Below are 24,993 nucleotides of genomic sequence, written 5' to 3'. Positions count from 1 at the left end.
AGACAAAATTCATTAATAATCCAATTGTTGGCTGTCGATAATCTGTACAAAAGCCAAAATATTTTATGTCGATAAGAACAGACTGAATACCGTGTAAATACAGATGGGCGCGCTTTCAGGTTATGAAAAGCGCAACCTGCCAGACATCTCGCCATTATTCCAGACTGACGTGATGTTTCATCACCCGTTTGAACAGCGCCATCCGCGCGCCCATAAAGCGGTTCTCTACTTTAAAACCGGCAAATTTATTCAGTCCGATGCGTAACAAGCGATCCCGCCCCTGAACGCTGGCGGGCCAGCGCACCGGACCATGCAGAACATCGCAGGTCCGGCTGGCGTGACGGGCGAAATTAACCCAGTAATCGGCGATATGCCGGGCAAACGCCAGATCGTTGTCATTCACGTAATTGCGCGCGGGTTCCGCTAGCGTCAGCGTATCAAAGACATACGGCACTTCATTTCCATGCCAGGCGCCGTTGGCGTAGGTTGTGTGTTCAGTTTCCGCGACATAGTCAAACCAGTATCGCCAGCACGGTTCACCTACCCGCTGCTGCGCCTGCATCACCACATAACCCAACGTGGTGAACGCCATATCGCGGCAGACCTGACGCCCCAGTTCTTCATCGCCTTTCACGCCGGGATAGAGCAGCCTGATCAGCCCTAACCCCAGTCGGCGTTCGCGCCGCAATTTCGCGATCTGCCCGGCGAGATCAACGCCAAACACTGCCATCACGCTCGCTTCGTCGCTGTTGGAGCCAACCAGAACCGGCATTGGGTGCTGCTTTCCGGCAAAGAAGGTCTCCATCATCGGCTGTGGCAATACCGCATCGCCGGAAATCGGCGTCGGCGCGATTTTCAACGGTGCGCCCAGCGGCCAGAATGCCTCCGCCGGTAGCGCCCGCAACTGTTCAGCAGTAGCGTTCGGCAAATTAAAATGCGCCGCCAGTTCGATGCCCTTTTGCAGCGCGACCTCGCGCGGCGTATCCGGTAACGTATAACCACTCTGAATAATAGCTTTATGGAACAGGCCCTTTGCCCGTGGGGACGCCATCAACGACAGGACGCTACGCGCGCCAGCGGACTCGCCGAACAGCGTCACATTCTGCGCATCGCCGCCGAAAGCGGCAATATTGTCCTGCACCCAGCGTAGCGCCGCGATCTGATCGAGCAAGGCGAAGTTATGTACGCATTCGCCGTCCTCGTCATCAAGGGCCGGATGAGCAAAAAATCCCAGGTGACCAAGACGATAATTGAGTGTGACTACCACGACATCGCGCTTCGCCAGCGCACAACCGTCGTAAGGCGGTAATCCTCCCGCGCCGATGGTGTAGCCGCCGCCATGCAGCCAGACCATAACTGGCAACGGCTGCGGGCGCATCGCGGGCGCCCAGATGTTCAGATACAAGCAATCCTCGGAAAAACGCCCCGGATCGCCCCCGCCAAGCTCGCGACAATATTCAATATCCTGCCAGCTGGCGCATGAAAATGTATTCGCAGGGCGTTCGCCCTGCCAGGGTGCGACAGGCTGTGGCGCCCGCCAGCGGAGCTGACCCGTAGGCGGCGCGGCATACGGTATACCGCGCCAGATGTGGATGTCGTTTTGCACGACACCCATGACATTTCCCTGTTGCGTTTCGACAAGCGGGATGGAGGGATTCAACATGACGCATTCCTTTTCCTTCACATCCCGACAGCATACCGCGATCAGAGCAGTCCGCAACGCCGTTTACTGCGTTCTTCCGCCGCCTGATAAAGCGCAAACTCATCATATACCGGGCACCCTAACGCCTGCTCAAAGGCGTCGCGGCTGGCATTGCCGTGGCTGCGCGCCTGGGTTTCGTTACCCAGGTTAGACTGGAATATTCCGGCCGCGCTTACCGGCAGAAAATCTTCATAGGTAATGGGTTGTGCCACCACCCAACCGCGTTCAATCAGCGGCTGTGGGTCGTCGCCCGGATGAATAGACTGGCGGTGCGATTCACCGGCAGGCGTTAACCGGTAGCGAAACCAGGCGAGCCCCTGCTGGCGCAGTAAAAATTCGCTGTCCGGGAAAGCGTTAAAGACCGCCTGCAAATGCAGCTGATGCGTAAGATTATCTTTGCCCGTCCCCGCCTTATGCAGTAACGCATCGTACAACCGCCGCCCTTCAGGCGTCAGCGCCACGCCGCGCTGTTCAATCTCACCAAAACGTGCCGTATGGCTGCCCTCCGTTTCACCGGCAAACAGCACCGACTCTTCCAGCGCCTTGAAACTGGTCTGGCGTAACAGAATCGGCACCTCACGGCGCGGCGGCCCTTCAATCAGGATCTTGGGTTCGATACCGCATTCCGGCATCATCAACTGCACTTTGTCGATATCCAGCGTGCGCGGCGTCAGGTGGTTAATGTGGCACCCCGGAAAACACACCACGTCAGCAATCAGACGGTGTTCATTATGTAATGCCTGATACGTTTCCCTGTCCACCGTGGCGTGCCGGTGCCAGCGGAAAGTCTCCAGCGCCTCCTGCACAAACTCCCGCGCCTGCGCCCCGGTAAAATTGCCTTGCGCATCAAAGACGTCCAGAAGTTCGCGACAGCGCGGCGTAAAGATATCGCGCTTCGCCAGAATATCCGCCGCGCGTTGGCGCAGCGCCGCGTTCTCAATTAACTCCAGCCGTAATAGCGAGGTGAAGACGCGAAACGGGTTGCGGGAAAGCGACGCATCGTCAATGGGGCGAAAGGCGGTGGAATGAACGGGAACGCCCGCCTGAGAAAGGTCGTAATAACTGACGGGATACATCCCCATAATCGCAAACATTCGGCGCAAGGTGGAAAGCTCCTGCGCCGTACCCACCCGAATCGCGCCATGCCGCTCAACGTTCAGCCGCGCCAGCTCATCCGCGTTGGCCAGCTTTTCATGCAGCGTAGGATTATTTTCCAGTACCGTCAGATTCACATCAGCGACAAGTTCCAGCAATGTACCGTACTGTGGAACTTCCTGCTGGTACATTGCTGACATTGCCTGCGAAAAGTGTTCCCGAATCTCATCAGCCGCGATGGTGTTCGCCATAATGTCATGCCTCCAGTGAATATTACCTGGAGTGTAGAAAACGCCGTTCACTCTGGTGGGAAGAATTTACAAAGTGTGATCTCACCTGTGCGGATTCAGGTGATGTTCCAGCCAGGGGAGCATCTGTTTCTTACGGCTCAGCATCCCTTCCACCTCGCAGGGGTGCGGGACGTCCGGCTGGGCATCTCCGGCAAACCAGAGGCGGGAATAACCGAGATTGATATCCGTGAGCATCAGAACAACCAGCGCCGCATCTGCCCCGGCGGCATAGCGCGCCATTTCCTCACGCAGGTCGTCCATCATCGCATCAACCTGTTCCAGCGCATACAGCTCAAGCTGCGCCACGCAAACCCGCTGCCCGTGGACAGTAAAGGTTTTCATGTCCTTCTGAAGAAGCTGGCTGGCGTTCATCCCTTCCACGCTGGTTTTCGCGTACAGAAGATCGCGGCTAAAGCGTTCAAGAGACAAACCGGCGAGCTGGCTGAGCGATTCCACCGCAAGGCGGTCATCCGGGGTCGTTGTCGGCGAACGAAGCGTGACGGTGTCACTCAGAACGGCGCCCAATAATAACGTCGCTTCTGCGGGTGAAAGCTGTTTTCGAATGTCATCCGTCATCAGTTGCCACAGTAATGTTGCGCTACTGCCAACAGGTTTTACCCACACTTCCGGCGGCAGTCGGGTGATCAACCCGCCTAAGCGGTGATGGTCAATAATGCCAACAACGTTACTCTGCGCTAAAGAATCCGGCCCCTGGGCTGGTTCGGTAAAATCAACCAGCCAGACGTCCCGATCGGTGAGCGGAACGCTTAATCGTTCAGGAATGGGCAACCCCGCCTGCGCAAAAATAAACTGCGTCTCACGGTTGGCTTCCCCCGTGCGGAACGCCACTGCCTCCTGCCCGCGTAACGTCAGCCAGCGCGCCGTCATCATGGCCGTACAGATAGCATCGCTATCAGGATTGAGGTGACCAATTACATATATCATTGTTGTTTCCTGTTGGAAAAAGCATGAGGAACCGGAAGAGTATTGACCAGCCCGACACGCTCCTGGTGATAAAGAGTCATATCAGGCGTCATCAGCCTACTGAAACGAGGCGGTTGGAATAAGGTGGAACGCCATCACCCTGCACAGGATTGTGAACCCGCTTGATGTCTCTTTCAAGTATGAACTCACGTTATGACCTGTCGCTTTCTGCGCCACGCATTGTCATTATTCTCACATCACTGTGAATCGTACAAAACATAAGCAAAACAAACTTCTTGTAAAAGAAATGAGTTAGATGTTAATAATATTTTGCTATCAGGTTATCAAAAACCAATAACTTTACTTGTCACCGGCACCGCTCTGTTTTTAACATCGCTTATGGAAAAAAATAGCTTGTTTAGTCAGCGCATCCGTTTGCGCCATCTTCATACTTTTGTAGCTGTCGCCCAACAAGGAACACTGGGGCGCGCGGCTGAAACCCTTAACCTGAGTCAACCTGCACTCTCTAAAACGCTTAACGAGCTGGAGCAACTGACCGGAACCCGCCTTTTTGAGCGCGGTCGCCTCGGCGCGCAGTTAACGCTGCCCGGCGAACAGTTCCTCACCCATGCGGTAAAAGTGCTTGATGCGCTTAATACCGCGGGCCAGGCGTTGAATCGCAAAGAAAGCCTCAATAATGATGTGGTGCGCATTGGCGCATTGCCCACCGCCGCATTGGGTATCCTTCCGGCCGTTATTGGTCAGTTCCATAAGCAGCAAAAAGAGACGACGTTACAGGTCGCCACCATGAATAACCCGATGCTGCTCGCTGGCTTAAAAACGGGGGAAATCGATCTCGGTATTGGCCGGATGTCCGACCCGGAATTGATGAGTGGTCTGAATTACGAGCTGCTGTTTCTGGAGTCGCTGAAGCTGGTTGTGCGCCCTAATCACCCGCTGTTACAGGAAACCGTCACCTTAAGCCGTGTGATGGAATGGCCGGTGGTTGTGTCGCCCAAAGGCACCGCTCCCCGGCAGAATGCGGAAGGTCTGCTACAAAGTCAGGGCTGCAAAATGCCCGTTGGCTGCATCGAAACGCTGTCGGCCTCGCTGTCTCGCCAGCTTACCGTTGATTATGACTACGTCTGGTTTGTCCCTTCAGGCGCGGTGAAAGAAGATCTGCGCCAGGCTACGCTGGTATCACTGCCGATTCCCACTCTGGGCGCTGGCGAACCGATTGGCATCCTCACCCGCGTGGACACGCCGCTTTCTCCCGGCGCGCAGGCGCTGATCGCCGCTATCCGCAAATCCATGCCGCACTGAATGCGCCCTCAAATAAATGCCGGATAAGACGCGTTAGCGTCGTTACCCGGCAATATTAAGGCTTAAAACGTTTCCCAGTTATCACCGCTGGTTGTTACCGGCTGCGGTGATGAACTGGCGACGACGTCCACAGACGGCGCGCGTTTAATCGCACTTCCCCCCTGCAAACGAAACGCCCCGACCGCTTCGGTTAAGCGAGCGGCCTGCTCTTCCAGAGACGCGGCGGCGGCAGAGGCCTCTTCGACCAGCGAGGCGTTTTGCTGCGTGACCTTATCCATCTCGGAAATCGCCTGGCTCACCTGCACAATCCCACGGCTCTGCTCATCAGAGGCTGCGGCGATCTCCAGCATAATGTCCGTTACGCGTCGCACGGCATCGACAATATCATTCATGGTGTTGCCTGCTGCGACGACTTCCCCGGAGCCCTGGTCAATCAGTCTGACCGATTCGCTGATCAGCCCTTCAATTTCTTTCGCCGCCTGCGCACTGCGGCTTGCCAGCGTGCGCACTTCACTGGCGACCACGGCGAAACCGCGCCCTTGTTCACCCGCTCGCGCCGCTTCGACCGCCGCGTTAAGCGCCAGGATATTGGTCTGGAAAGCGATGCTGTTGATGACGGCGGTGATCTCGGAAATTTTCTTCGAGCTATTGGAGATGTTGCCCATTGTTTTTACGACGCCAGACACCATCTGACCGCCGTGACTGGCTTTGCCGGAGGCGTCTTCCGCCAGTTTGCTGGCATGATGCGCGTTGTCCGCATTTTGTTTCACCGTGGCCGTGAGCTCTTCCATGCTGGCTGCGGTCTGTTCAATTGCTGCGGCCTGCTCTTCCGTACGCGATGACAAATCGGTATTGCCGGCGGAAATCTCACTGGTGCCGCGATAAATCTCTTCCGCCCCCTGACGTACCGTTCCCACCGTTTGCCCCAGAGAGGACTGCATCTTCTGGAGATGGCGGCTTAAGCGACCGATTTCGCTGCGTCCGGTTGGATCATCCGGCATGGTGAGATCGCCTGCGGCAATCTGTTCAATACGCTGCGCAGCACGTTGCAGAGGGTTGATTACCGTCCGGCGGAGCGCGATAAACGTCAGTAGCGTAAGCACCAGCGCCAGCGCGAACGCCCCAATCATGAACATCAATCCCAGTTGGCTGCGCTGATGCGCCTGGTCGCTAAGCTGATTCGCGCGCGCCGTGCGTAGCTCAATCGCCTTGAGCAATACGGTGTTATACGCGGTATCGAGCGGTCTGGCCTGTTCGTTTTCATGGTTGATAATCGCCTCGAACATGCCGTTTCTGGCGTATTTCAACATAGGTTGCAGGCCATCAATATAGGCTTTGAAGCGGGTATTCAGCTCCGCATCCAGCGCTTCGTCAGCCGGTGTTTTTACCGCCCGCGCCATAAAGACGTTAAAGCCTTCCTGCGACTGCTTAATCCGCTTCTCCGCCTCAGCGATATTGGCTTTCATGTCATCCATTTCAGCAATGCGGCTCGCCGCGCCTGCATGGATCATATTGATACGCGCGGTACGCAGATGGTTAGAACTGTTGGATAAGCCCATCCGCACCTGAATTTCGTCCGTCACATCCCGCTGGTCACGATCTGCCTGTAGCAGGAAGTACCCCGCCAGCCCGGAACTGAGTGCGAACAGAAGAAGGATGCCACCGAGAATGGAGGAAAACAGCGGAACCAGCCGAATATGATGCAGAAAACCCAGTTTATGCGGTGCTTGCATCGTTGATGTGTTGTCCATGACCGTCGACTCTCTTGTAGGTTATTGCGTATAAAACACGCCCGTTAGATAGTCATCGGCATTCCAGGAAGTTTGCTTACGGTGAAAATCGGAATGTTTGTCACATTTTCACAACATTTATTCCTGAAAATTCAGGAAAGTGCCAGCGGCAAACCCGCTGGCATGTGAATCAGTTATCACCGAAATGGATAACGGTACGAATGGACTTGCCCTGATGCATTAAATCAAAGGCATCGTTGATTTGATCAAGCGGCAAGCGATGGGTAATGAACGGGTCCAGACGAATTTTCCCCGCCATCGCCTCTTCCACCATGCCTGGCAGTTGGCTACGCCCTTTCACACCGCCAAAAGCGGAACCGCGCCAGACGCGCCCGGTAACAAGCTGGAACGGACGGGTTTTAATTTCCTGGCCTGCGCCAGCCACGCCGATGATGATGCTCTCGCCCCAGCCTTTGTGGCAGCATTCCAGCGCTGCGCGCATCACATTGACGTTACCGATACATTCAAAACTGAAATCGACGCCGCCATCGGTCAGCTCAACAATCACATCCTGGATGGGTTTGTCATAGTCATTCGGGTTAATGAAATCGGTCGCGCCCATTTCTTCCGCCAGTTTGAATTTCTCCGGGTTGGTGTCAACCGCCAGAATACGCCCGGCTTTCGCCTGCACTGCTCCCTGAATCACCGCCAGGCCGATACCGCCCAGGCCAAAGACCGCAACGCTATCCCCTTCTTTTACTTTTGCCGTGTTGTGTACCGCGCCAATCCCTGTGGTGACGCCGCATCCCAGCAGACAGACTTTATCCAGCGGCGCCTGCGGATTGACTTTCGCCAGGGAAATTTCAGCACAAACGGTATATTCACTGAATGTGCTGGTGCCCATATAGTGATAGACAGGTTCGCCGTTGTAAGAAAAACGGGTGGTGCCATCCGGCATCAACCCTTTACCCTGCGTGGCGCGCACCGCCTGACACAGGTTGGTTTTGCCGGATTTACAGAACTTACACTCGCCGCATTCTGCGGTGTACAGCGGAATAACATGATCGCCTGGCTTCAGACTGGTGACGCCTTCGCCAACGTCAACCACCACGCCACCGCCTTCGTGACCCAGCACCGCCGGGAACACGCCTTCCGGGTCGTCGCCGGAGAGCGTAAACGCATCCGTATGGCAAACGCCGGTATGGGTAATTTTGACCAGCACTTCGCCTTTTTGCGGCGGCGCGACGTCAATTTCAACAATCTTTAACGGCTGGCCGGGGCCAAATGCAACTGCTGCACGTGATTTCATTTGTCTCTTCCCATTATTGTGAGGTGATCTGTTTATTTTAGATAAGCGCGCAGAAGGTGGCCGATTTCAGCCATGCGCACGGCGCGTTGATCCGGCGTGGTGTCGCCGCTGACCAGTTCATCTTTCAGGTGAATCTCAACCATCTCTCCCATCAGCCCGTTAGATGCGCCGCGAACGGCGGCAATCTGTTGCAGGATCGCCAGGCAAGGTTCTCCTGACTCCAGCGCCCGTTCCAGCGCGTCAACCTGCCCGCGGATACGGCGAACCCGAGTGAGAATACGTTTTTTATCTTCAGGTGAATGCGGCATACGCCCTCCATACTATAGGGGGGTATACTATCAGATTTGTTATGTGACTGTAAAACCAACAGCAGCATCTCGCTATTTGTATGACAAATGGCTATACTGCCCGCTTCCGATGTAGACCCGTTTTCTTCACCTGCGTCACGGGTCTGGTTACACGCAGGTGTTTTCTAAAAGAAACCCCGCATTACGCGGGGTGGTGAGAAGAGTCAGGAACGTTTGCGCGGCATCATGCGCAATAGCGTATTGTCTTTCCAGACGTAGTGATGCATCAGCGCCGCGGCGGCATGCAAACCAATGACAAAATACCCCAGTTTCGCCAGCGTGATATGCCAGGTTTTCAGCATATCCACCACCTCAAAATTAGCGTCTGACGCATGCGGCATCACCAGGCCGAACGCAACCCAGGGATTGCCCCGGTTATACATCATCACCAGACCAATAATCGGCAAGACAATAAACAGCAGATAGATCACCAGATGCCCAAGATGCGCCATTCCGGTCACCATCGGCTTTGGTTTTGGCACAATGGGCGGCGCCGGGTATTTCAGTCTGACCAGCAGACGCGTCACCATCAACACCAGGATGGTCATCCCGCACGAGACATGAACCATATTGATCCACGGACGATAGCTGCGGGGCGCAAATCCCCTCAACTCCATTGCACAGTAGGTCACAATAACCAGTAAAAAGACCAGCCAGTGGATGCCAATTTGCAGGCTTGTGTACTTATTGCTCATAACACGTCCTGAGTAAAAAAATAAAGCGTCAACATAGCGAGCTTTTGTTAAAAATTCATTAACTTTTGTTCACCCAATTTCAACCAGTTACGCTTAGCCGCAAAATCTGTTATTGCCCTGGACGCCTGACTGGACTATGCCTGGTAGGGAAAAAATGTGTCGTACCGTTGCATCCTGACAGGAGAAAACCATGAGTAAAATTGGCATTAACGGCTTTGGTCGTATCGGTCGTCTGGTGTTACGTCGTCTGCTGGAAGTGAAAAGCGACATTGATGTCGTCGCCATCAATGACCTGACCTCCCCTAAAATTCTCGCGTATCTGTTGAAATATGACTCAAACTACGGCGTATTCCCCTGGAGTGTAGATTTCACCGAAGACGCGCTGATTGTGGACGGCAAAAAAATTGCGGTTTACGCAGAAAAAGAGGCTAAAAATATTCCGTGGAAAACCACCGGCGCCGGGATCATTGTCGAGTGCACCGGCTTCTATACCTCAGCCGAGAAGTCCAAAGCGCACCTCGACGCTGGCGCTAAAAAAGTGCTGATTTCCGCCCCGGCTGGCGATATGAAAACCATTGTCTTCAACGTGAATGACGACACGCTGGATGCCAGCGACCAGATTGTTTCTGTCGCATCCTGCACCACCAACTGCCTGGCGCCGATGGCGAAAGCGCTGAATGACAACTTTGGCATTCAGGTTGGCACCATGACCACAATTCACGCCTACACCGGAACCCAGTCGCTGGTTGACGGGCCGCGCGGGAAGGATCTGCGCGCTTCGCGGGCGGCGGCGGAAAACATCATCCCCCACACCACCGGCGCGGCGAAAGCCATTGGTCTGGTGATTCCTGAACTGAGCGGAAAACTTAAAGGCCATGCTCAGCGCGTTCCGGTGAAAACCGGCTCTGTAACCGAACTGGTCTCGATTCTGGAGAAAAAAGTCACTGCGGAAGAGATCAACGCGGCGCTGAAGAAAGCGACAACCCATAATCCGTCGTTCGGCTATACCGATGAAGAGATCGTCTCTTCCGATATTATCGGCTCACATTTCGGTTCGGTGTTCGATGCCACGCAAACTGAAATCAGCACAGTGGGCGATCTGCAACTGGTGAAAACCGTCGCCTGGTACGATAACGAGTACGGTTTTGTAACTCAGCTCATTCGCACGCTGGATAAATTCGCCAAACTCTGACCTTCTGGCGGAGGCATTGTTCCTCCGCCGTTTTCACCATTTATCTGGTTATTCAAGACGATGTGAATCCCTTCCGATTTTCAATGGATTAACTGTGTTATAGATAACGTTTATCACTGAGTGAGCACAGTCATGGACGTATTCAGCCGCGAAACCTTAGAAGAAATGATGGCGCAAGCCGTCTCCCGCTCAGCCACATTTACCCTCTGGCCTGATGGCGAAGCCCCCGGAGCGAAAAACAGCGATGCTGTTTTTACGCCAGAACCGCGGCATACCGGTACATCCATCTTCGATCGCGCCGTCACGGGTGTCCGATCTCCTGAAATCACCGTTTACGCGCCAGATAAACCCAACGGCGTGGGGCTTCTCGTGACGCCAGGCGGTTCCTACCGGCGCGTCGTGCTGGACAAAGAAGGCAGCGCGCTGGCGCCCTTTTTTAATGCGCGTGGTTATACCCTGTTCGTGATGACCTACCGGATGCCCGGAGATGGCCATGATGAGGGGGCAAACGCGCCGCTGGCGGATGTGCAGCGCGCGATGCGCTATCTTCGCGCCAATGCGCAAGCGTGGAAGATCGACCCGGAACGCATCGGGGTGCTGGGTTTTTCTGCCGGTGCGCATGTCGCCGCCAGTCTGGGGACGCGTTTTGCTGAACCCGTCTATTCCCCTATAGATAGCCTGGATGAAATCAACGCCCGCCCTGCTTTTATGGCGCTGGTCTATCCGGTCATCACCATGCGTGACGACATTCATCATCCCGGCTCTCGCCTTGAACTGATGGGCGCGGAACCTGACGATGAACAGATTCGCCACTACTCGCTTGAGGAACGCGCGGATGCCGCTACGCCGCCCACATTTCTGCTGCATGCCATCGACGATCCGGCGGTAAAGGTGGAAAACAGCCTAGTATTTTTTAACGCGCTGCGCCGTTCTGGCGTAGCGGTGGAAATGCATCTGTTTGAGCGAGGAAAACACGGGTTTGGCATGCGTGATACGCAGGGATTGCCGGTCGCGGTCTGGCCGGAACTGATGATGAACTGGATTGCGACCAAAGTGTGACCGCCATTAGCAGGCCGGGGAAAACCCCGGCCTGCTACATCAGAACTGCAAATAGACCACCTGCGTTTGCAGATACTCGTTCAGACCGTGTTTGCCATCCGCCCCGCCAATACCTGACTTGCGCCAGCCAGCATGGAATCCCTGCATCGCCTCAAAGTTTTCGCGATTGATATAGGTCTCGCCGAATTTCAGCCCGCCGATCGCCTTCATCGCAACATTCAGGTTTTGCGTATATACAGACGATGTCAGACCGTAATCGCTGTCGTTCGCCATCTCCAGCGCCTCTTCCAGCGTATCAAACGCCACAACCGGCAGCACGGGGCCAAATGTCTCCTCATGCATGATGGTCATCTCCTGGCGAACGTCCAGCAGCAGCGTCGGTGGATAATAATAACCTTTGCCCTCCACGGCCTTGCCGCCCAACGCCACGCGAGCGCCTTCCTGTACGGCACGCGCCACTTTCTGCTCTACCCGCTCCAGCGCGGCAGCGTTAATCAGCGGCCCCATTGCGATGTCATCACGCTGTGCCGGATCGCCAAACTGAACCGCTTTCATCGCCTCGCCCAGACGATTCACAAAGCGATCGTAAATCCCTTTTTGTACATAAACGCGCTCAGCACAGTTACAGACCTGCCCGGTGTTGATCACTCTGGAATCCACAATCGCTTTCACGGCCAGCTCAAGATCCGCATCGTCCATCACGATTGCCGGGGCTTTCCCGCCCAGTTCCAGGCAAACTTTAGTGATGTTTTTCGCTGCCGCCGCCATAATTTTCTCGCCGGCGACCACGCTGCCGGTCATGCTCACCATCGCGACTTTCGGGTTCCCCGCCAGCTCCTGCCCAACCGTTTCACCGCGTCCCAGCACCAGGTTGAATACGCCTTTCGGTAAGCCGATGTCATGCACGATCTGCGCGAAAGCAATGGCATTGTTTGGCGTAAATTCGCTGGGTTTAATGACGATGGTATTCCCGGTCAACAACGCCGGAGCGAGCTTCCGGGCAATCAAAAAGAACGGAAAGTTCCACGGCAGAATCCCGGTGGTGACGCCCAGCGCGCGTTTAAAGACCAGAATATTTTCTCCGGGGCGGTCGCTTTGCAGGATCTCGCCTTCATAACGGCGCGCCCACTCGGCCATATATTCGATGTAGTCGGCGGTGAACGCGACTTCCACCTGCGCCAGCTGCTGGATTTTTCCGCCTTCCGCGACAATCAGCGCGCTGATCTCTTCTGCCCGCTCACGAATCCCTGCCGCGATCTTTCTCAGCCACCCCGCGCGTTCAATCGCAGGCAGCGCCTCCCATTCCGGCTGAGCGCGCGCAGCGGCGTCAATGGCCTGACGCGCCTCTTGCGCGCCGCCATCAGGAATACGGGAGAGCAGTTCTTCGGTGGCAGGATTCACCACATCAATCCATGCGTCTCCCTGCCAGCTAACAAATTGACCATTGATATACATCGGGTGTTGTACGGGTGCGGACATGCGCTGCTCATGTAATTGAATTGTTTTTAACAAGTAAAATCATTGTTAAGTAATAACAATCACATGTTCTCAGGGTCGTCTGCGGTGCTGGTTTTGTGATGTGCTTCATAAAAGCAGCCAGGAAGGTTCTGTCAGAGGGGCAATATCGGGGAGAGAGTTTGCCCGTTTGAGCGTAAATTTCCGCAAACGGGCAAGAAAGTAACATTAACGCAACGAACGACTGTTCATGGTCTCAATCAGGTCAGCGTCATTTTGCAGCGTCTGCCACGCCGCCTCAACGTCAGCGGGAATATCAACGTGCACAATAAAGTCGCGGCCACGCGGCCCGTAGCCGGTTTCATCATCCCGTAAGCGCGGAAGCTCTCCCGCAATCAGGGAGAGATAGCGATCCACGGACCACAACCCCTTCTGTTCTCCGGCAAAATCCACGCCGTCATCGTGCTGGCACAGCGTCGGGACAATACCAGGATAGCTCAACCAGCGGGGCGAATCGGGATCGTCGCAGGTGACGCGGCGGAACGTCGCCATCGTCCGGCGTTGCATTGTCGGGTCCTGTACGATAATGGCGGTGTTAATGGGCGCCGATACCTGACTAATCAGGGCGCAGCTAAACTGCGCGTTCTCACCGCAGTTTGTTGACTTGTCTTCTGGCCAAATGTTCTCCGTCGGGATCTGCCAGAACTGATGAGCGATATCCGCGAGGATTTTGGCTTCCGTACGCCCGGTGGTGCGTATGGTGTTGTAGCGCGGGTGCCCGGCGATGGCGGCATAGAGAAACGTGGTGGAATGGCCGATGCCGCCGCTGATCAACAGCGGGATCTGCTGCGCTTTCGCTATGTTGCAGGCGGCGTCTATCGCCGGGATGACGGCATTCCCCGCCAGCACAACGCAGTCAGCCTGATACGGCGCGTCACCAGAGAAGTCATTTTGGGCCAGCCAATGCCCCAGCGTGTTCGCTGCTTCCAGCGTTGTACTGGATAATGCCGGAAACGGTCTCATTCTCATGGTTCTTCCTCCTGTGTTCCTTGCAGAGTACCGGAGTGGCTTCTGGTGAGTACCAGATCACTCCGAAAGACGATCCGCTGATTATCCTGTGGTGCGAGGGTGAGATAAAGCGTTGATGTCAAACAACGTTCAATGAGCGAAAATCCCGGCTTAACGGCAATGAATATTTGATTTACCGGGCGTTTTCATATTCACTTGAATTATGGTTTACGTCAGACGTAGAATCATTAGCCCGCTAACCATTAAAATAATACAAAGGTATACGACGTTATGCGCCTGCCCCAACGCGATCCTTATGCTCCTCGCGAGTGGCAGCCTCACGAAAAGCCCGCGCTGTTAGGCTCACCTTCGACTCCCATTCACAGCACGCCGAAACGCATCGCCTACGGCGTGGTCGGCCTGCTGGTGTGTCTGACCGGCGCACTCGGGAACGCGGTCGTGACCGCGAATCTGCAAAATTTACAGGGCACCTTTGCCGCCTGGTCGACGGAGATCGCCTGGCTGCCAGCCGTTTATGTCATGACCAATGTCTCAATTAACCTGCTGCTGGTGAAATTTCGCCAGCAGTTTGGTCTGCGGGCATTTACCGAAGGTTTTCTGGTGCTGTATGTGCTGGTCACCTTTTTTCACCTCTTCGTCAACGATCTGAGTTCCGCGCTAATGGTACGCGCGGCGCACGGTATGGTCGCCGCCGCGCTCAGTTCGCTGGGTATTTATTATCAGATACAGGCCTGGCCTGCGAAACACCGTCTGAAAGCGTTAACGATCGGTATTACCGGGTCGTCGCTGGCTATTCCCCTCGCCCGGTTGTTCTCTACCGAACTGCTGCAACTGGATGAGTGGCGCGGCCTGTACTTCTTTGAGCTGGGACTGGCGCTGGTTTCGCTGGGCTGCGTCATCGCCTTAAAACTGCCTCCCGGCGACAGACGTAAGGTTTTTGAAAAGAAAGACTTTATTACTTTTATTCTGCTCGCGCCCGGCATGGCGCTGGTCTGTGCCGTGCTGTCGCTGGGGCGACTGGACTGGTGGTTTGAAGCGCCCTGGATTGGCTGGTCCCTGGCGCTGGCGACGGTACTCATCATCAGCGCAATTGTGTTCGAGCATAACCGCAGCAATCCGCTGTTGAATACGCGCTGGCTCTCCAGCGGCAGTATTCTCCGCCTGGGGCTGATTATGCTGCTGATCCGCATTGTGCTGGCGGAGCAAAACACCGGCGTAATTGGCTGGCTGCAATACGCTGGCTTACAGAATGAGCAAATGACACATCTGGCCTGGTCAATTTTCGCTGGCATTGTGTGCGGCATCATCACCAGTTGCCTGACGATTAAACCGACGAGGCTGGCCTGGCCCGTGATTACGTCGCTGGCATTGATGATCGTCGCCTCGCTGCTCGACAGCCACTCCACAAACCTGACGCGCCCCGACCAGTTAATGGTCAGCCAATTCTTACTCGGCTTTGGCAGCGCGTTTTTCCTTGCCCCGGCAATGCTGGCGGGTATCGGCGGCGTCATCGCCGATCCGCGCAACCTGGTCAGTTTTTCCGTCTTATTTGGGATGAGTCAGAACATCGGCGGTCTGCTGGGCTCCGCCATTCTCGGCACGTTCCAGACCTGGCGTGAAAAATATCACTCCAGCCTGCTGGCCGATCAGCTCACCACGCTAAATCCGCTAGTGAATGAGCGTCTACAGATGTACAGCCAGATGTACAAAAACCTGATTGGCGACAGCGCATTGCTGAACACCCAGGCGATCGCCCAGCTACAAACCGTTACGTCGCTTGAGGCAAATATCCTCGCCTATAACGATACTTATTTACTGACGGCCAGCATTGCCGCCGCTACGCTAATCTGGATTTTATGGCGCTTGCTGCGACTGCGTATTACCGCCCGGATGGCGCTGAAAAAAGCCACCGGAACCAAGTAACAGATGAAAATTATGTTTATCGCTTTACCTCAGGAGCCGCTATGAGTCAGCAGGATGCCGCCAAAGAGCAGGCAAATACCCGAAACAATCTCCGTGTGGTGTCAATTTTTGCCGCTGCCGCCATTGGCCTCGTCGGGGTTCTGGTGATCCTCTACGCCTGGCAATTACCGCCGTTTACCCGCCATACGCAATTTACGGATAACGCCTATGTGCGTGGACAAACCACCTTTATTAGCCCGCAGGTGAATGGATATATCACGCAGGTGAATGTGCAGGACTTTGTGCAGGTGAAAAAAGGCGAACTGCTGATGCAGATCGACGACCGTATTTATCGCCAGCGTGTCCATCAGGCCGAAGCGCAGCTGGCCATGAAAATCGCCGCGTTAAATAACAACCTGCAACAGCGTAAAAGCGCCGAAGCCGTGATTGCGCGCAATGAAGCGGTACTGAAGAACGCCAAAGCGCAAAGTCTGAAGACTCAGGCAGATTTGAAACGCGTGAAAGATCTCACCGCCGACGGTTCACTGTCGATTCGTGAACGCGATGCGGCGCTGGCCAGCGCCGCGCAAGGCAGCGCGGATATCGACCAGGCGAAAGCCACGCTGGAGATGTCACGACAGGATTTACAAACGGTGATCGTCAACCGGGGAGCGCTGGAAGCCGACGTTGAAAATGCCCGCGCAGCGTTAGAACTGGCGCAGATCGATCTGCAAAATACCCGCATTGTCGCGCCGCGCGATGGCCAGCTTGGGCAGATTGCCGTCCGCCTCGGCGCGTATGTCACCGCCGGAACGCACCTCACCACGCTGGTGCCGCCGCAGCACTGGGTTATCGCCAATATAAAAGAGACGCAACTGGCGGAGTTGCGCGTGGGTCAGCCGGTACGGTTTACCGTCGATGCGCTGAATGATCGGGTTTATGAAGGCCGGGTGGAGAGCATTTCTCCGGCAACCGGCGTGGAGTTCAGCGCCATTACGCCGGACAACGCGACCGGCAACTTTGTCAAAATCGCCCAGCGTATTCCGGTTCGGGTAGAGGTGTTGGGTAAACCGGAGGAGATTGCGCGATTGCGTCCGGGCATGTCGGTGCAGGTACATATCGATACCCGGGAGGCGAAACAATGACGCGCCGTCCCGTTGCCGCTTTACTGTTCGCCCTGCTGCTCAGTGGCTGTCAGTCGGTTGATGTGGCACCCGCAAAACCGTCTTTGCAAATCCCCGCCGCCTGGCGAACCGCCACCGGCCCCGCCAGCGCAACAGAACAGGTATGGTGGAGAAATTTTCACGACATTCATCTGAATCGTTATGTCGATCAGGCGCTGCAAAATAACAGTGACGTGCTGATTGCCCGCGAACGGGTAAATGAATACCAGGCCAGGGTCTATGCCGCCGAAGGCAGCCTGTTCCCCTCGCTGGATGCGGGCGTTAGCGGGGCGCGGGCGCGAACGCAGTCTGCGGCAACCGGACTTCCGATCTACAGCACGTTGTATAAGGGCAGCCTGACGGCAAGCTACGATGTCGATATCTGGGGCGTTAATCGCAGCACCGCCAGTGCGGCGCAGGCCTCGCTGGCGGCGCAAAAAGCGGCGGCGGCCGCCGCCGATCTGACCGTTGCCTCGTCCGTTGCGTCCGGTTATGTCACGCTGCTGGCGCTGGATGAGCAGCTCAACGTGACAAAATCGACGCTGAAATCGCGTGAAGAAGCCTGGAATCTGGCAAAACGGCAATATGAAACAGGCTACAGCTCGCGCCTGGAATTGATGCAGTCGGATTCTGAGCTTCGCTCGACGCGCGCGCAAATTCCCCTGCTTGAGCACCAGATCGCACAACAGGAAAACGCGCTGAGTCTTCTGCTGGGCAGCAACCCGACGCGCCTGGCCCGTAGCGACCGTTTTGATGCGCTGACGCCCTTAACGTTGCCGTCACAGTTGCCCTCTTCGTTGCTCAACCGCCGTCCTGATGTTGTGCAGGCCGAGAGACAGCTTATTGCGGCTGATGCGACGCTTGCCGCCTCTCGCGCCAGCCTGCTGCCGTCGATCAACCTGACGGCGACCGGATCGGTGCAGGATCGCACGCTCCCCGGTCTGCTTGACGACCCGCTCCGCTTATGGAGTATCGGCGGCAGCATTCTCGCCCCTCTGCTTAACCGTCAGGCATTGAATGCGCAGGTCGATATTTCCCAGTCCCAGCGTAATCAGGCGCTGTACAGTTATGAAAAAACCGTGCGTAACGCCTTCAGAGAGGTAAACGATAGCCTCGACGCCATCACCCGCTATCAGGAACAACTCAGTGAATTACAGGCGCAGCAGGATGTGGCGCAGGAAACATTGCGCATCGCCCAGAATCGCTATCGCAATGGCTATTCGTCTTATCTGGATGTACTGGACGCCCAGCGCACGCTGTTCTCAGTGCAAACCAATGTGGTGCAGGTGAAAAACAATCTGCTGCTGGCACAGATTGATCTCTACAAAGCGCTGGGCGGCGGCTGGTCAGTCTGACGTCATCCGTACGGCAAGTGGTGAATGATTTCGCGGACGTTATAGACCAGGCCAGACAGCGATATCACCAGCAAAAACAGCGATGACGCCAGCCCAATACGCCTGCTGTGATGCGGTGACAACCAGTTATTGATGAGCAGGATGTACAGCGATAAAACAGCAAAATCAAAAATGATCCACACCACCGTCAGCGTCATAATGCTGGCGGCGAAGTTCTGCGTCACCGCAATAAACTGAGGGAAGAAAGCGACAAAGAAAAGGATGTCTTTCGGATTTGAAATGCCGGTAATAAATCCCCGGATCACCCCGCCGTCGCCCGCAGCGACCGTGTTTTCTTGCGCATTTGCCTGCGGATTCCCCGCCCGCAGGCTGATTAACGCGCCGTAGCCGATATACAACGACCCTGCGATCCCCAGCAAAGACAGAAACAAACCGGAGATCGACACCACCCCGGCCAGCATCAGCGCCGCCAGGATAATCAGCACCAGAGAGGCGCTGTTCGTTCCGATCACCGTCGCAAAGGCTTTACGCGCACCGTGCCGGGCCGCCGTTCCGGTTACCAGCGCAACCACCGGGCCGGGCGTGACCAGCAACAGTAAAACCGATAAACTATACGCACTCAGCAATGTCAGATTAATCAACGCCTTTTCTCCTTCATAACGCACACAGGCCCGGAAACTCCCGGCATTATTCAGCGAGCGATGACATTTGAAAAACGAATAAAACTGCTATTTAATGTGAGTAAAACTCACAATAGCGTATCGCCATGACTCTGCCGCCACTGTATGCCCTGCGCGCTTTTGAAGCCGCCGCCCGCCTCGGATCATTCAGCAAAGCCGCTGACGCGCTGAACGTCACTCCGGGCGCGATCAGCAGACACATCCGTACCCTGGAGACAAGATTTGACTGCCCGCTGTTTCACCGCAACGGCCCGCAGGTTGAGGTAACGGAAGCGGGACGCACGCTGGCGGAGCAGCTGGCCACAGGCTTTCGGACGCTGGAAAACGCCTGCTCCGCGTTTCGCAACCAGCAGCACGGTCTGCGCTTAAAGGCGCCCTCAACCCTGACAATGGGCTGGTTGCTGGACGTGCTGAACAGCGTACATCAGCAGGAGCCCTCGCTTAACGTGGAGCTTTCCAGCGTCTGGATGGACACCGATACGGTGGATTTCAATCGCGAACCCTTTCACTGCGCCATCCTGTTAGGCAACGGTCATTTTGGTTCCGGCACGCAAAGCAGGCTGCTTTTTAAAGAGTGGCTGATCCCGATATGCGCCCCCGCGCTGCTTGAACAGGTACGAGAAAACATTGCCGACTGCGAGCTTATTCACCCTTCGCCAGACCGGCGCGACTGGACGCGATGGCTGGCGCGCAGCGGTAAATTTAACGGGCTGAATACCCGTCGGGGAAAAGTGTTCGACACGCTGGAACAGGGAAATCAGGCGGCGATAAGGGGGCATGGCGTCTCCGTGGGCGATCTGCTGCTCAGTCTGGAGGCGGTAAAAAGCGGTCTGCTCGCCCTTCCGTTCAATGAAGCAGTGGCAACCGGAGAAGGCTACTATCTGGTCTGGCCGCAAGATACGGCATTCGAAAAAGACATTGCGCTGCTTTATGACAGGCTAAAGTGCGCCGCCCCGCAGGAGAAGATACCCGAAGGTATCTCCTGCCTGAGCTGAGCATGGAGCTACAGGCTGATTTGCTCCATCGCCTGTAAAATGCGCTTATCGGAGATCGGGTACGGCGTGCCGAGCTGTTGTGCAAAGTAGCTGACGCGCAGCTCCTCAATCATCCAGCGGATTTCTTTGACGTCGTCGTCATCACGGCGGGCTGGCGGCAGCTTGTTAATCCACTGCTGCCAGGCCTGCTGCACGCTTTCGATTTTCAGCATCTGCGCCCTGTCACGGTGCGGATCAACCGCCAGTTTCTCCAGCCGTTTTTCAATCGCCTGCAAATAGCGCAGCGTATCGCCGAGGCGCTTAAAGCCGTTGCCGGTGACAAAACCGCGATACACCAGCCCGCCCATTTGCGCTTTGATATCAGACAGCCCCAGCGCCATCGTCATATCCACGCGTCCTTTCAGACGTTTGTTGATCGTGAACACGGCGGTCAGGATCTGCTCGACCTGCTTCGCGATATCGACAACGGTGTCGTTCAGCTCAGCACGCACCTTCTCATGCAGCGCGGCAAAAGCCTCTTCCGTCCATACCGGGCCGCCATTGGCGTCAATCAGCTTGTCCACGCCGCAGGAGATACAGTCGTCAATCAACTCCAGCACTTTGCCATACGGGTTGAAGTACAGACCGAGCTTGGCTTTATTCGGCAGTTTTTCGTGCAGATACTTAATCGGCGACGGAATATTCAGCAGCAGCAAGCGGCGTAAACCGCACCACATTGCCTGTTGCTGCTCCAGCGGATTGTCGAACAGCCTGATGGCGACGCTATCACGCTCATCTACCAGCGCAGGCCACGCCTTCACTTTATAATTGCCGCGTTTCTGCTCATAGCTTTCCGGCAACTGACCGAAACTCCAGATGTGCAGCCCACTCTGCTCGATGCCGTCATCAGCCACCGCCGAGAGTGTTTCCTGGACTTTCCCTTTCAGTGCCTCTTTCAGCCCCTGCAAAGCGCGCCCTTCCTGCAACTTCTTGTTTTTGTCATCCACCACGCGGAAGGTGATCTTCAGATGATCGGGCACCTGATCCCAGTGCCAGTCTTCGCGATCTACCGTCACGCCGGTCATCCGCCGCAATTCACGCTCCAGCGCATCCAGCAACGGTAGCTCCAGCGGCGTTACGCGACCTAAAAACGCTTCGGCATAGTTCGGCGCCGGAACAAAGTTCCGCCGTACCGGTTTCGGCAGCGATTTAATCAGCGCAATCACCAGCTCACGGCGCAGACCTGGAATTTGCCATTCAAACCCGGACTCTTCCACCTGGTTTAACAACGGAAGCGGGATATGGACGGTGACGCCGTCGGCGTCGGCGCCCGGTTCAAACTGATAGCTCAGCCGCAGCTTAAGATTCCCCTGGTGCCAGAAGTTCGGGTAATCCAGCTTGCTGATTTTTTCCGCGCCCTCTTTGATGAGCATACTCTTTTCAAAGTTGAGCAGATCCGGCGTTTCACGGCTGACTTTTTTCCACCAGTTGTCGAAGTGGCGCGCGGAGATCACGTCATGGCTGATGCGCTGGTCGTAGAACTCAAACAGCGTCTCATCATCGACCAGAATGTCGCGACGGCGCGATTTGTGCTCCAGCTCTTCCACTTCCGCACGCAGCTTCAGGTTGTCGCGGAAGAAGGCGTGGCGCGTCTGCCAGTCGCCCTCTACCAGCGCATGACGAATAAACAACTCGCGACACAGCGCCGGGTCGATCTGGCTGTAATTCACCTTACGCGCGGCCACTATCGGCAGACCGTACACGGTCACTTTCTCCGTCGCCATCACCGCGCCCTGCGCCCGCTCCCAGTGCGGTTCGCTGTAAGAACGCTTAATCAGATGCTGGGCAACCGGTTCCACCCATTCTGGATCGATGCGCGCCGCAATGCGCCCCCACAGGCGGCTGGTTTCCACCAGTTCTGCGACCATCGCCCACTTCGGCGGCTTCTTGAACAAACCGGAACCCGGGAAGATGGAGAAACGGGCGTTACGCGCGCCGGTATACTCCTGCTTGTCGGCATCTTTCATCCCGATATGCGACAGTAGCCCGGTCAGCAGCGCGATATGCACTTCACGGTATTGCGCCGGTTCGCTGTTTACCGGAATACCCAGCTCTTTCACCACCTGGCGCAATTGGGTGTAGATATCCTGCCATTCGCGCACGCGCAGATAGTTCAGGTAATCGGTGCGGCACAGGCGGCGGAACTGGTTCGACGACAGCGCTTTCTGCTGCTCGCCGAGGTAATTCCACAGATTCACAAAGGCGAGGAAGTCAGACTCTTTATCGTGGAAACGACGGTGTTTCTCATCGGACGCCTGCTGTTTATCCATCGGGCGCTCACGCGGGTCCTGAATAGACAGCGCGGAGGCGATGATCATCGCCTCACGCACGCAGCCGTGTTTCTGCGCTTCCAGCACCATCCGCGCCAGACGCGGGTCTACCGGCAGCTGCGACAACTGGCGTCCTGAAGGCGTCAGTTTATAAGCCGTTTGCTGCTCATCGGTCGTAATCGCCCCAAGCTCTTCCAACAGACGCACGCCGTCCTGAATGTTGCGTTTATCCGGCGCTTCAACAAACGGGAATGCGGCGATATCGCCCAGCCCCAGCGCCGTCATTTGCAAAATAACCGAAGCCAGGTTGGTACGCAGAATCTCCGGGTCGGTAAATTCCGGGCGCGACAGGAAGTCATCTTCCGAATACAGACGGATGCAGATCCCTTCCGACACACGGCCGCAGCGGCCTTTACGCTGGTTAGCGGAAGCCTGTGAAACCGGTTCAATCGGCAGCCGCTGCACTTTGGTACGGTAGCTGTAGCGACTGATGCGCGCAGTGCCGGGATCGATAACGTACTTAATGCCCGGTACGGTCAGCGAGGTTTCCGCCACGTTAGTCGCCAGCACGATGCGACGTCCGCTGTGCGACTGGAACACGCGGTTCTGCTCGCTGTTAGAGAGGCGTGCATACAGCGGCAATACTTCGGTATGGCGCAAATTGAGTTTATTGAGCGCATCGGCGGTATCGCGGATTTCACGCTCGCCGCTCATAAAGATCAGGATATCGCCGGGACTTTCACGCCCCAGTTCATCCACCGCGTCAAAAATCGCCTGAAGCTGATCGCGCTCGGTATCGTCCGCTTCTTCGACAATCGGACGATAGCGCACTTCAACCGGGTACGTTCTGCCGGAAACTTCAATGATCGGCGCATTGTTAAAATGACGCGAGAAGCGCTCCGGGTCGATGGTCGCGGAGGTGATGATGATTTTCAGATCCGGGCGACGCGGCAACAGCTCTTTCAGGTAGCCAAGCAGAAAATCGATATTCAGGCTGCGCTCGTGCGCTTCATCAATGATGATGGTGTCGTACTGCATCAGCAGCCTGTCCTGCTGGATTTCCGCCAGCAGGATACCGTCCGTCATCAGCTTGACCATCGTGTTGTCGCTGACGTGATCGCTGAAACGGACTTTATAACCGATGCAGCCGCCCGGTTCCGTTTGCAACTCTTCGGCAATACGGTTGGCAACGGTACGCGCCGCCAGACGACGCGGCTGCGTATGGCCGATCAGCCCTTTAATACCGCGCCCCAGCTCCATACAAATTTTCGGCAGCTGCGTGGTTTTACCCGAGCCGGTCTCCCCCGCCACAATCACCACCTGGTGGTCGCGAACGGCCTCCAGGATGGCCTGTTTTTTCTGGCTGACAGGCAGGTTTTCTGGATACGTTATTTCCGGTCTGGCGGCTTCGCGCAGCACAATTTTACCTGCTGCCTGTTCAATCTCTTTCGCCATCTCCAGGAGAATGGCCTGTTGTGCATCAGGTTTTTTAACCTTCTTCACGCCATGCAGGCGGCGGGCAAAGCGCTGCCTGTCACGCAGCATCAGCGTATCCAGCTGCTGCTGAAGTGCGGCGAAGGTGATTTTCTGTTGTTCTGTCATAGCATTAGAGGGCAGTGCTCTGCCGGGTAAAATCTCTTTTTAATGATTGGTATAGAGTACCACATCGGCGCTTTTCGTGTGTTGTTCAATAATTTCGAACATAGGATTCGATATATTGCGCTATCTCTGCGACAGGATTGTGAATAGAGTGTCAACAAGCAACGGGGCTCACCCCATTCAAACACATAAAAGGAAACACCCATGAGCAAAGTATTAGTTCTTAAATCCAGTATTCTGGCAGGGTACTCTCAGTCTGGTCAGTTGTCTGATTATTTTGTTGAACAGTGGCGCGAAAAGCATCCTGCGGATGCGATCACCGTGCGCGACCTGGCCGCGAATCCTGTTCCGGTACTGGATGGCGAACTGGTGGGTGCCCTGCGCCCGAGCGACGCTCCGCTGACTCCGCGTCAACAGGACGCGCTGGCGCTGTCCGACGAGCTGATCGCGGAACTGCAAGCGCACGATGTGATCGTCATTGCGGCGCCAATGTACAACTTCAACATCCCTACTCAGTTGAAAAACTATTTTGACCTGGTTGCCCGCGCAGGCGTCACCTTCCGTTACACCGAGAAAGGGCCGGAAGGTCTGGTGACCGGTAAACGTGCGGTGATTCTCTCCAGCCGTGGCGGTATCCACAAAGATACGCCGACAGACCTGATCGCGCCGTACCTGAAAGTCTTCCTGGGCTTTATTGGTATCACCGACGTGAACTTCGTGTTTGCTGAAGGGATTGCTTACGGCCCGGAAGTCGCGGCCAAAGCGCAGACTGATGCCAAAGCGGCGATTGACAGCGTTGTTGCTGCATAAGATTTATTTGCCTCATCCGGCCTGCAAGGG

The 24,993-nt window shown here is 55.8% G+C and carries 19 protein-coding genes and 1 riboswitch; of the genes, 8 read left to right on the top strand and 11 right to left on the bottom strand.

Going from position 1 to position 24,993, the window contains the following annotated elements:
- Positions 1–154: 154 nt before the first annotated feature.
- From FD428_RS10850 to FD428_RS10840, 3 genes are all read right to left on the bottom strand, one after another.
- Positions 155–1,663, bottom strand: coding sequence for a carboxylesterase/lipase family protein (locus tag FD428_RS10850; protein ID WP_114847887.1), 1,509 nt, complete (start codon positions 1,661–1,663; stop codon positions 155–157).
- 41 nt (positions 1,664–1,704) lie between these two features.
- Positions 1,705–3,048, bottom strand: a complete 1,344-nt coding sequence (locus FD428_RS10845; protein WP_049011627.1) for a VOC family protein — start codon at positions 3,046–3,048, stop codon at positions 1,705–1,707.
- Between the two features lie 81 nt (positions 3,049–3,129).
- Positions 3,130–4,032: a DHHA2 domain-containing protein gene (locus FD428_RS10840; RefSeq protein ID WP_114847886.1), complete on the bottom strand. Its 903-nt coding sequence runs from the start codon at positions 4,030–4,032 to the stop codon at positions 3,130–3,132.
- Between the two features lie 75 nt (positions 4,033–4,107).
- A riboswitch (Fluoride riboswitch) is annotated at positions 4,108–4,180 on the bottom strand.
- A 230-nt stretch (positions 4,181–4,410) separates the two neighbouring features.
- Here FD428_RS10840 and FD428_RS10835 point away from each other — a divergent pair.
- Positions 4,411–5,334 carry a LysR substrate-binding domain-containing protein gene (locus FD428_RS10835; RefSeq protein ID WP_012132331.1) on the top strand — a complete coding sequence of 308 codons (924 nt, stop codon included), beginning with the start codon at positions 4,411–4,413 and terminating at the stop codon, positions 5,332–5,334.
- Positions 5,335–5,396: 62 nt separating this feature from the next.
- Here FD428_RS10835 and FD428_RS10830 read toward each other — a convergent pair whose 3' ends face one another.
- From FD428_RS10830 to cybB, 4 genes are all read right to left on the bottom strand, one after another.
- On the bottom strand, positions 5,397–7,085 hold the full coding sequence (locus tag FD428_RS10830; RefSeq protein WP_012132330.1) for a methyl-accepting chemotaxis protein: 1,689 nt from the start codon (positions 7,083–7,085) through the stop codon (positions 5,397–5,399).
- Positions 7,086–7,254: 169 nt separating this feature from the next.
- Entirely contained in the window at positions 7,255–8,373 is a 1,119-nt protein-coding gene (locus FD428_RS10825; RefSeq protein WP_012132329.1) for an S-(hydroxymethyl)glutathione dehydrogenase/class III alcohol dehydrogenase, read from the bottom strand.
- A 32-nt stretch (positions 8,374–8,405) separates the two neighbouring features.
- The gene (locus tag FD428_RS10820; protein ID WP_012132328.1) at positions 8,406–8,681 is read right to left on the bottom strand and encodes a metal/formaldehyde-sensitive transcriptional repressor; all 276 of its coding nucleotides are present in this window, start codon (positions 8,679–8,681) and stop codon (positions 8,406–8,408) included.
- A gap of 203 nt (positions 8,682–8,884) precedes the next feature.
- Entirely contained in the window at positions 8,885–9,415 is a 531-nt protein-coding gene (gene cybB, locus FD428_RS10815; RefSeq protein ID WP_012132327.1) for a cytochrome b561, read from the bottom strand.
- Between the two features lie 190 nt (positions 9,416–9,605).
- Between cybB and gap the strand changes: the two genes are divergently transcribed.
- A complete protein-coding gene (gene gap / locus FD428_RS10810; RefSeq protein WP_047463617.1) occupies positions 9,606–10,607 on the top strand; it encodes a type I glyceraldehyde-3-phosphate dehydrogenase in 1,002 nt (333 codons plus the stop codon).
- A 132-nt stretch (positions 10,608–10,739) separates the two neighbouring features.
- The gene (locus FD428_RS10805; RefSeq protein WP_114847885.1) at positions 10,740–11,666 is read left to right on the top strand and encodes an alpha/beta hydrolase; all 927 of its coding nucleotides are present in this window, start codon (positions 10,740–10,742) and stop codon (positions 11,664–11,666) included.
- A gap of 39 nt (positions 11,667–11,705) precedes the next feature.
- Here the strand turns inward: FD428_RS10805 and aldA are convergent, their stop codons facing one another.
- A complete protein-coding gene (gene aldA, locus FD428_RS10800; protein ID WP_058669193.1) occupies positions 11,706–13,145 on the bottom strand; it encodes an aldehyde dehydrogenase in 1,440 nt (479 codons plus the stop codon).
- A 204-nt stretch (positions 13,146–13,349) separates the two neighbouring features.
- A complete protein-coding gene (locus FD428_RS10795) occupies positions 13,350–14,150 on the bottom strand; it encodes a YdcF family protein (protein ID WP_114847884.1) in 801 nt (266 codons plus the stop codon).
- Positions 14,151–14,420: 270 nt separating this feature from the next.
- Here FD428_RS10795 and FD428_RS10790 point away from each other — a divergent pair, with 270 nt between their 5' ends.
- From FD428_RS10790 to FD428_RS10780, 3 genes are read left to right on the top strand one after another with little or no spacing between them, the layout of a single operon-like run.
- Positions 14,421–16,073, top strand: coding sequence for an MFS transporter (locus FD428_RS10790; protein ID WP_047463611.1), 1,653 nt, complete (start codon positions 14,421–14,423; stop codon positions 16,071–16,073).
- A 41-nt stretch (positions 16,074–16,114) separates the two neighbouring features.
- Positions 16,115–17,197 carry an HlyD family secretion protein gene (locus FD428_RS10785; protein WP_110494243.1) on the top strand — a complete coding sequence of 361 codons (1,083 nt, stop codon included), beginning with the start codon at positions 16,115–16,117 and terminating at the stop codon, positions 17,195–17,197.
- Positions 17,194–18,570: an efflux transporter outer membrane subunit gene (locus FD428_RS10780; protein WP_114847883.1), complete on the top strand. Its 1,377-nt coding sequence runs from the start codon at positions 17,194–17,196 to the stop codon at positions 18,568–18,570. The genes FD428_RS10785 and FD428_RS10780 overlap by 4 nt, the downstream gene beginning before the upstream one ends.
- 2 nt (positions 18,571–18,572) lie before the next feature.
- Here FD428_RS10780 and FD428_RS10775 read toward each other — a convergent pair whose 3' ends face one another.
- A complete protein-coding gene (locus FD428_RS10775; RefSeq protein ID WP_114847928.1) occupies positions 18,573–19,208 on the bottom strand; it encodes a LysE family translocator in 636 nt (211 codons plus the stop codon).
- A gap of 128 nt (positions 19,209–19,336) precedes the next feature.
- Between FD428_RS10775 and FD428_RS10770 the strand changes: the two genes are divergently transcribed.
- Positions 19,337–20,245: a LysR family transcriptional regulator gene (locus FD428_RS10770; RefSeq protein WP_114847882.1), complete on the top strand. Its 909-nt coding sequence runs from the start codon at positions 19,337–19,339 to the stop codon at positions 20,243–20,245.
- Between the two features lie 8 nt (positions 20,246–20,253).
- On the opposite strand, the gene hrpA is transcribed toward FD428_RS10770, so the two are convergent.
- Positions 20,254–24,156, bottom strand: coding sequence for an ATP-dependent RNA helicase HrpA (gene hrpA, locus FD428_RS10765; protein WP_114847881.1), 3,903 nt, complete (start codon positions 24,154–24,156; stop codon positions 20,254–20,256).
- A 201-nt stretch (positions 24,157–24,357) separates the two neighbouring features.
- Here hrpA and azoR point away from each other — a divergent pair, with 201 nt between their 5' ends.
- Entirely contained in the window at positions 24,358–24,963 is a 606-nt protein-coding gene (azoR, locus tag FD428_RS10760; protein WP_114847880.1) for an FMN-dependent NADH-azoreductase, read from the top strand.
- Positions 24,964–24,993 lie beyond the last annotated feature (30 nt).

Origin of the sequence: Citrobacter sp. TBCP-5362, assembly GCF_005406305.1 — a bacterium.
Taxonomy (GTDB): Bacteria; Pseudomonadota; Gammaproteobacteria; order Enterobacterales; family Enterobacteriaceae; genus Citrobacter_B; species Citrobacter_B koseri.
The sequence above is the reverse complement of the archived record's forward strand: the minus strand, read 5'-3'. Positions and strand labels throughout refer to the sequence as shown.

What these genes read in the sequence shown, in the direction of transcription:
- FD428_RS10850 (WP_114847887.1), bottom strand. Translation starts at nt 1,663, where the DNA reads ATGTTGAATCCCTCCATCCCGCTTGTCGAAACGCAACAGGGAAATGTC.
- FD428_RS10845 (WP_049011627.1), bottom strand. Translation starts at nt 3,048, where the DNA reads ATGGCGAACACCATCGCGGCTGATGAGATTCGGGAACACTTTTCGCAG.
- FD428_RS10840 (WP_114847886.1), bottom strand. Translation starts at nt 4,032, where the DNA reads ATGATATATGTAATTGGTCACCTCAATCCTGATAGCGATGCTATCTGT.
- FD428_RS10835 (WP_012132331.1), top strand. Translation starts at nt 4,411, where the DNA reads ATGGAAAAAAATAGCTTGTTTAGTCAGCGCATCCGTTTGCGCCATCTT.
- FD428_RS10830 (WP_012132330.1), bottom strand. Translation starts at nt 7,085, where the DNA reads ATGGACAACACATCAACGATGCAAGCACCGCATAAACTGGGTTTTCTG.
- FD428_RS10825 (WP_012132329.1), bottom strand. Translation starts at nt 8,373, where the DNA reads ATGAAATCACGTGCAGCAGTTGCATTTGGCCCCGGCCAGCCGTTAAAG.
- FD428_RS10820 (WP_012132328.1), bottom strand. Translation starts at nt 8,681, where the DNA reads ATGCCGCATTCACCTGAAGATAAAAAACGTATTCTCACTCGGGTTCGC.
- cybB (WP_012132327.1), bottom strand. Translation starts at nt 9,415, where the DNA reads ATGAGCAATAAGTACACAAGCCTGCAAATTGGCATCCACTGGCTGGTC.
- gap (WP_047463617.1), top strand. Translation starts at nt 9,606, where the DNA reads ATGAGTAAAATTGGCATTAACGGCTTTGGTCGTATCGGTCGTCTGGTG.
- FD428_RS10805 (WP_114847885.1), top strand. Translation starts at nt 10,740, where the DNA reads ATGGACGTATTCAGCCGCGAAACCTTAGAAGAAATGATGGCGCAAGCC.
- aldA (WP_058669193.1), bottom strand. Translation starts at nt 13,145, where the DNA reads ATGTCCGCACCCGTACAACACCCGATGTATATCAATGGTCAATTTGTT.
- FD428_RS10795 (WP_114847884.1), bottom strand. Translation starts at nt 14,150, where the DNA reads ATGAGAATGAGACCGTTTCCGGCATTATCCAGTACAACGCTGGAAGCA.
- FD428_RS10790 (WP_047463611.1), top strand. Translation starts at nt 14,421, where the DNA reads ATGCGCCTGCCCCAACGCGATCCTTATGCTCCTCGCGAGTGGCAGCCT.
- FD428_RS10785 (WP_110494243.1), top strand. Translation starts at nt 16,115, where the DNA reads ATGAGTCAGCAGGATGCCGCCAAAGAGCAGGCAAATACCCGAAACAAT.
- FD428_RS10780 (WP_114847883.1), top strand. Translation starts at nt 17,194, where the DNA reads ATGACGCGCCGTCCCGTTGCCGCTTTACTGTTCGCCCTGCTGCTCAGT.
- FD428_RS10770 (WP_114847882.1), top strand. Translation starts at nt 19,337, where the DNA reads ATGACTCTGCCGCCACTGTATGCCCTGCGCGCTTTTGAAGCCGCCGCC.
- hrpA (WP_114847881.1), bottom strand. Translation starts at nt 24,156, where the DNA reads ATGACAGAACAACAGAAAATCACCTTCGCCGCACTTCAGCAGCAGCTG.
- azoR (WP_114847880.1), top strand. Translation starts at nt 24,358, where the DNA reads ATGAGCAAAGTATTAGTTCTTAAATCCAGTATTCTGGCAGGGTACTCT.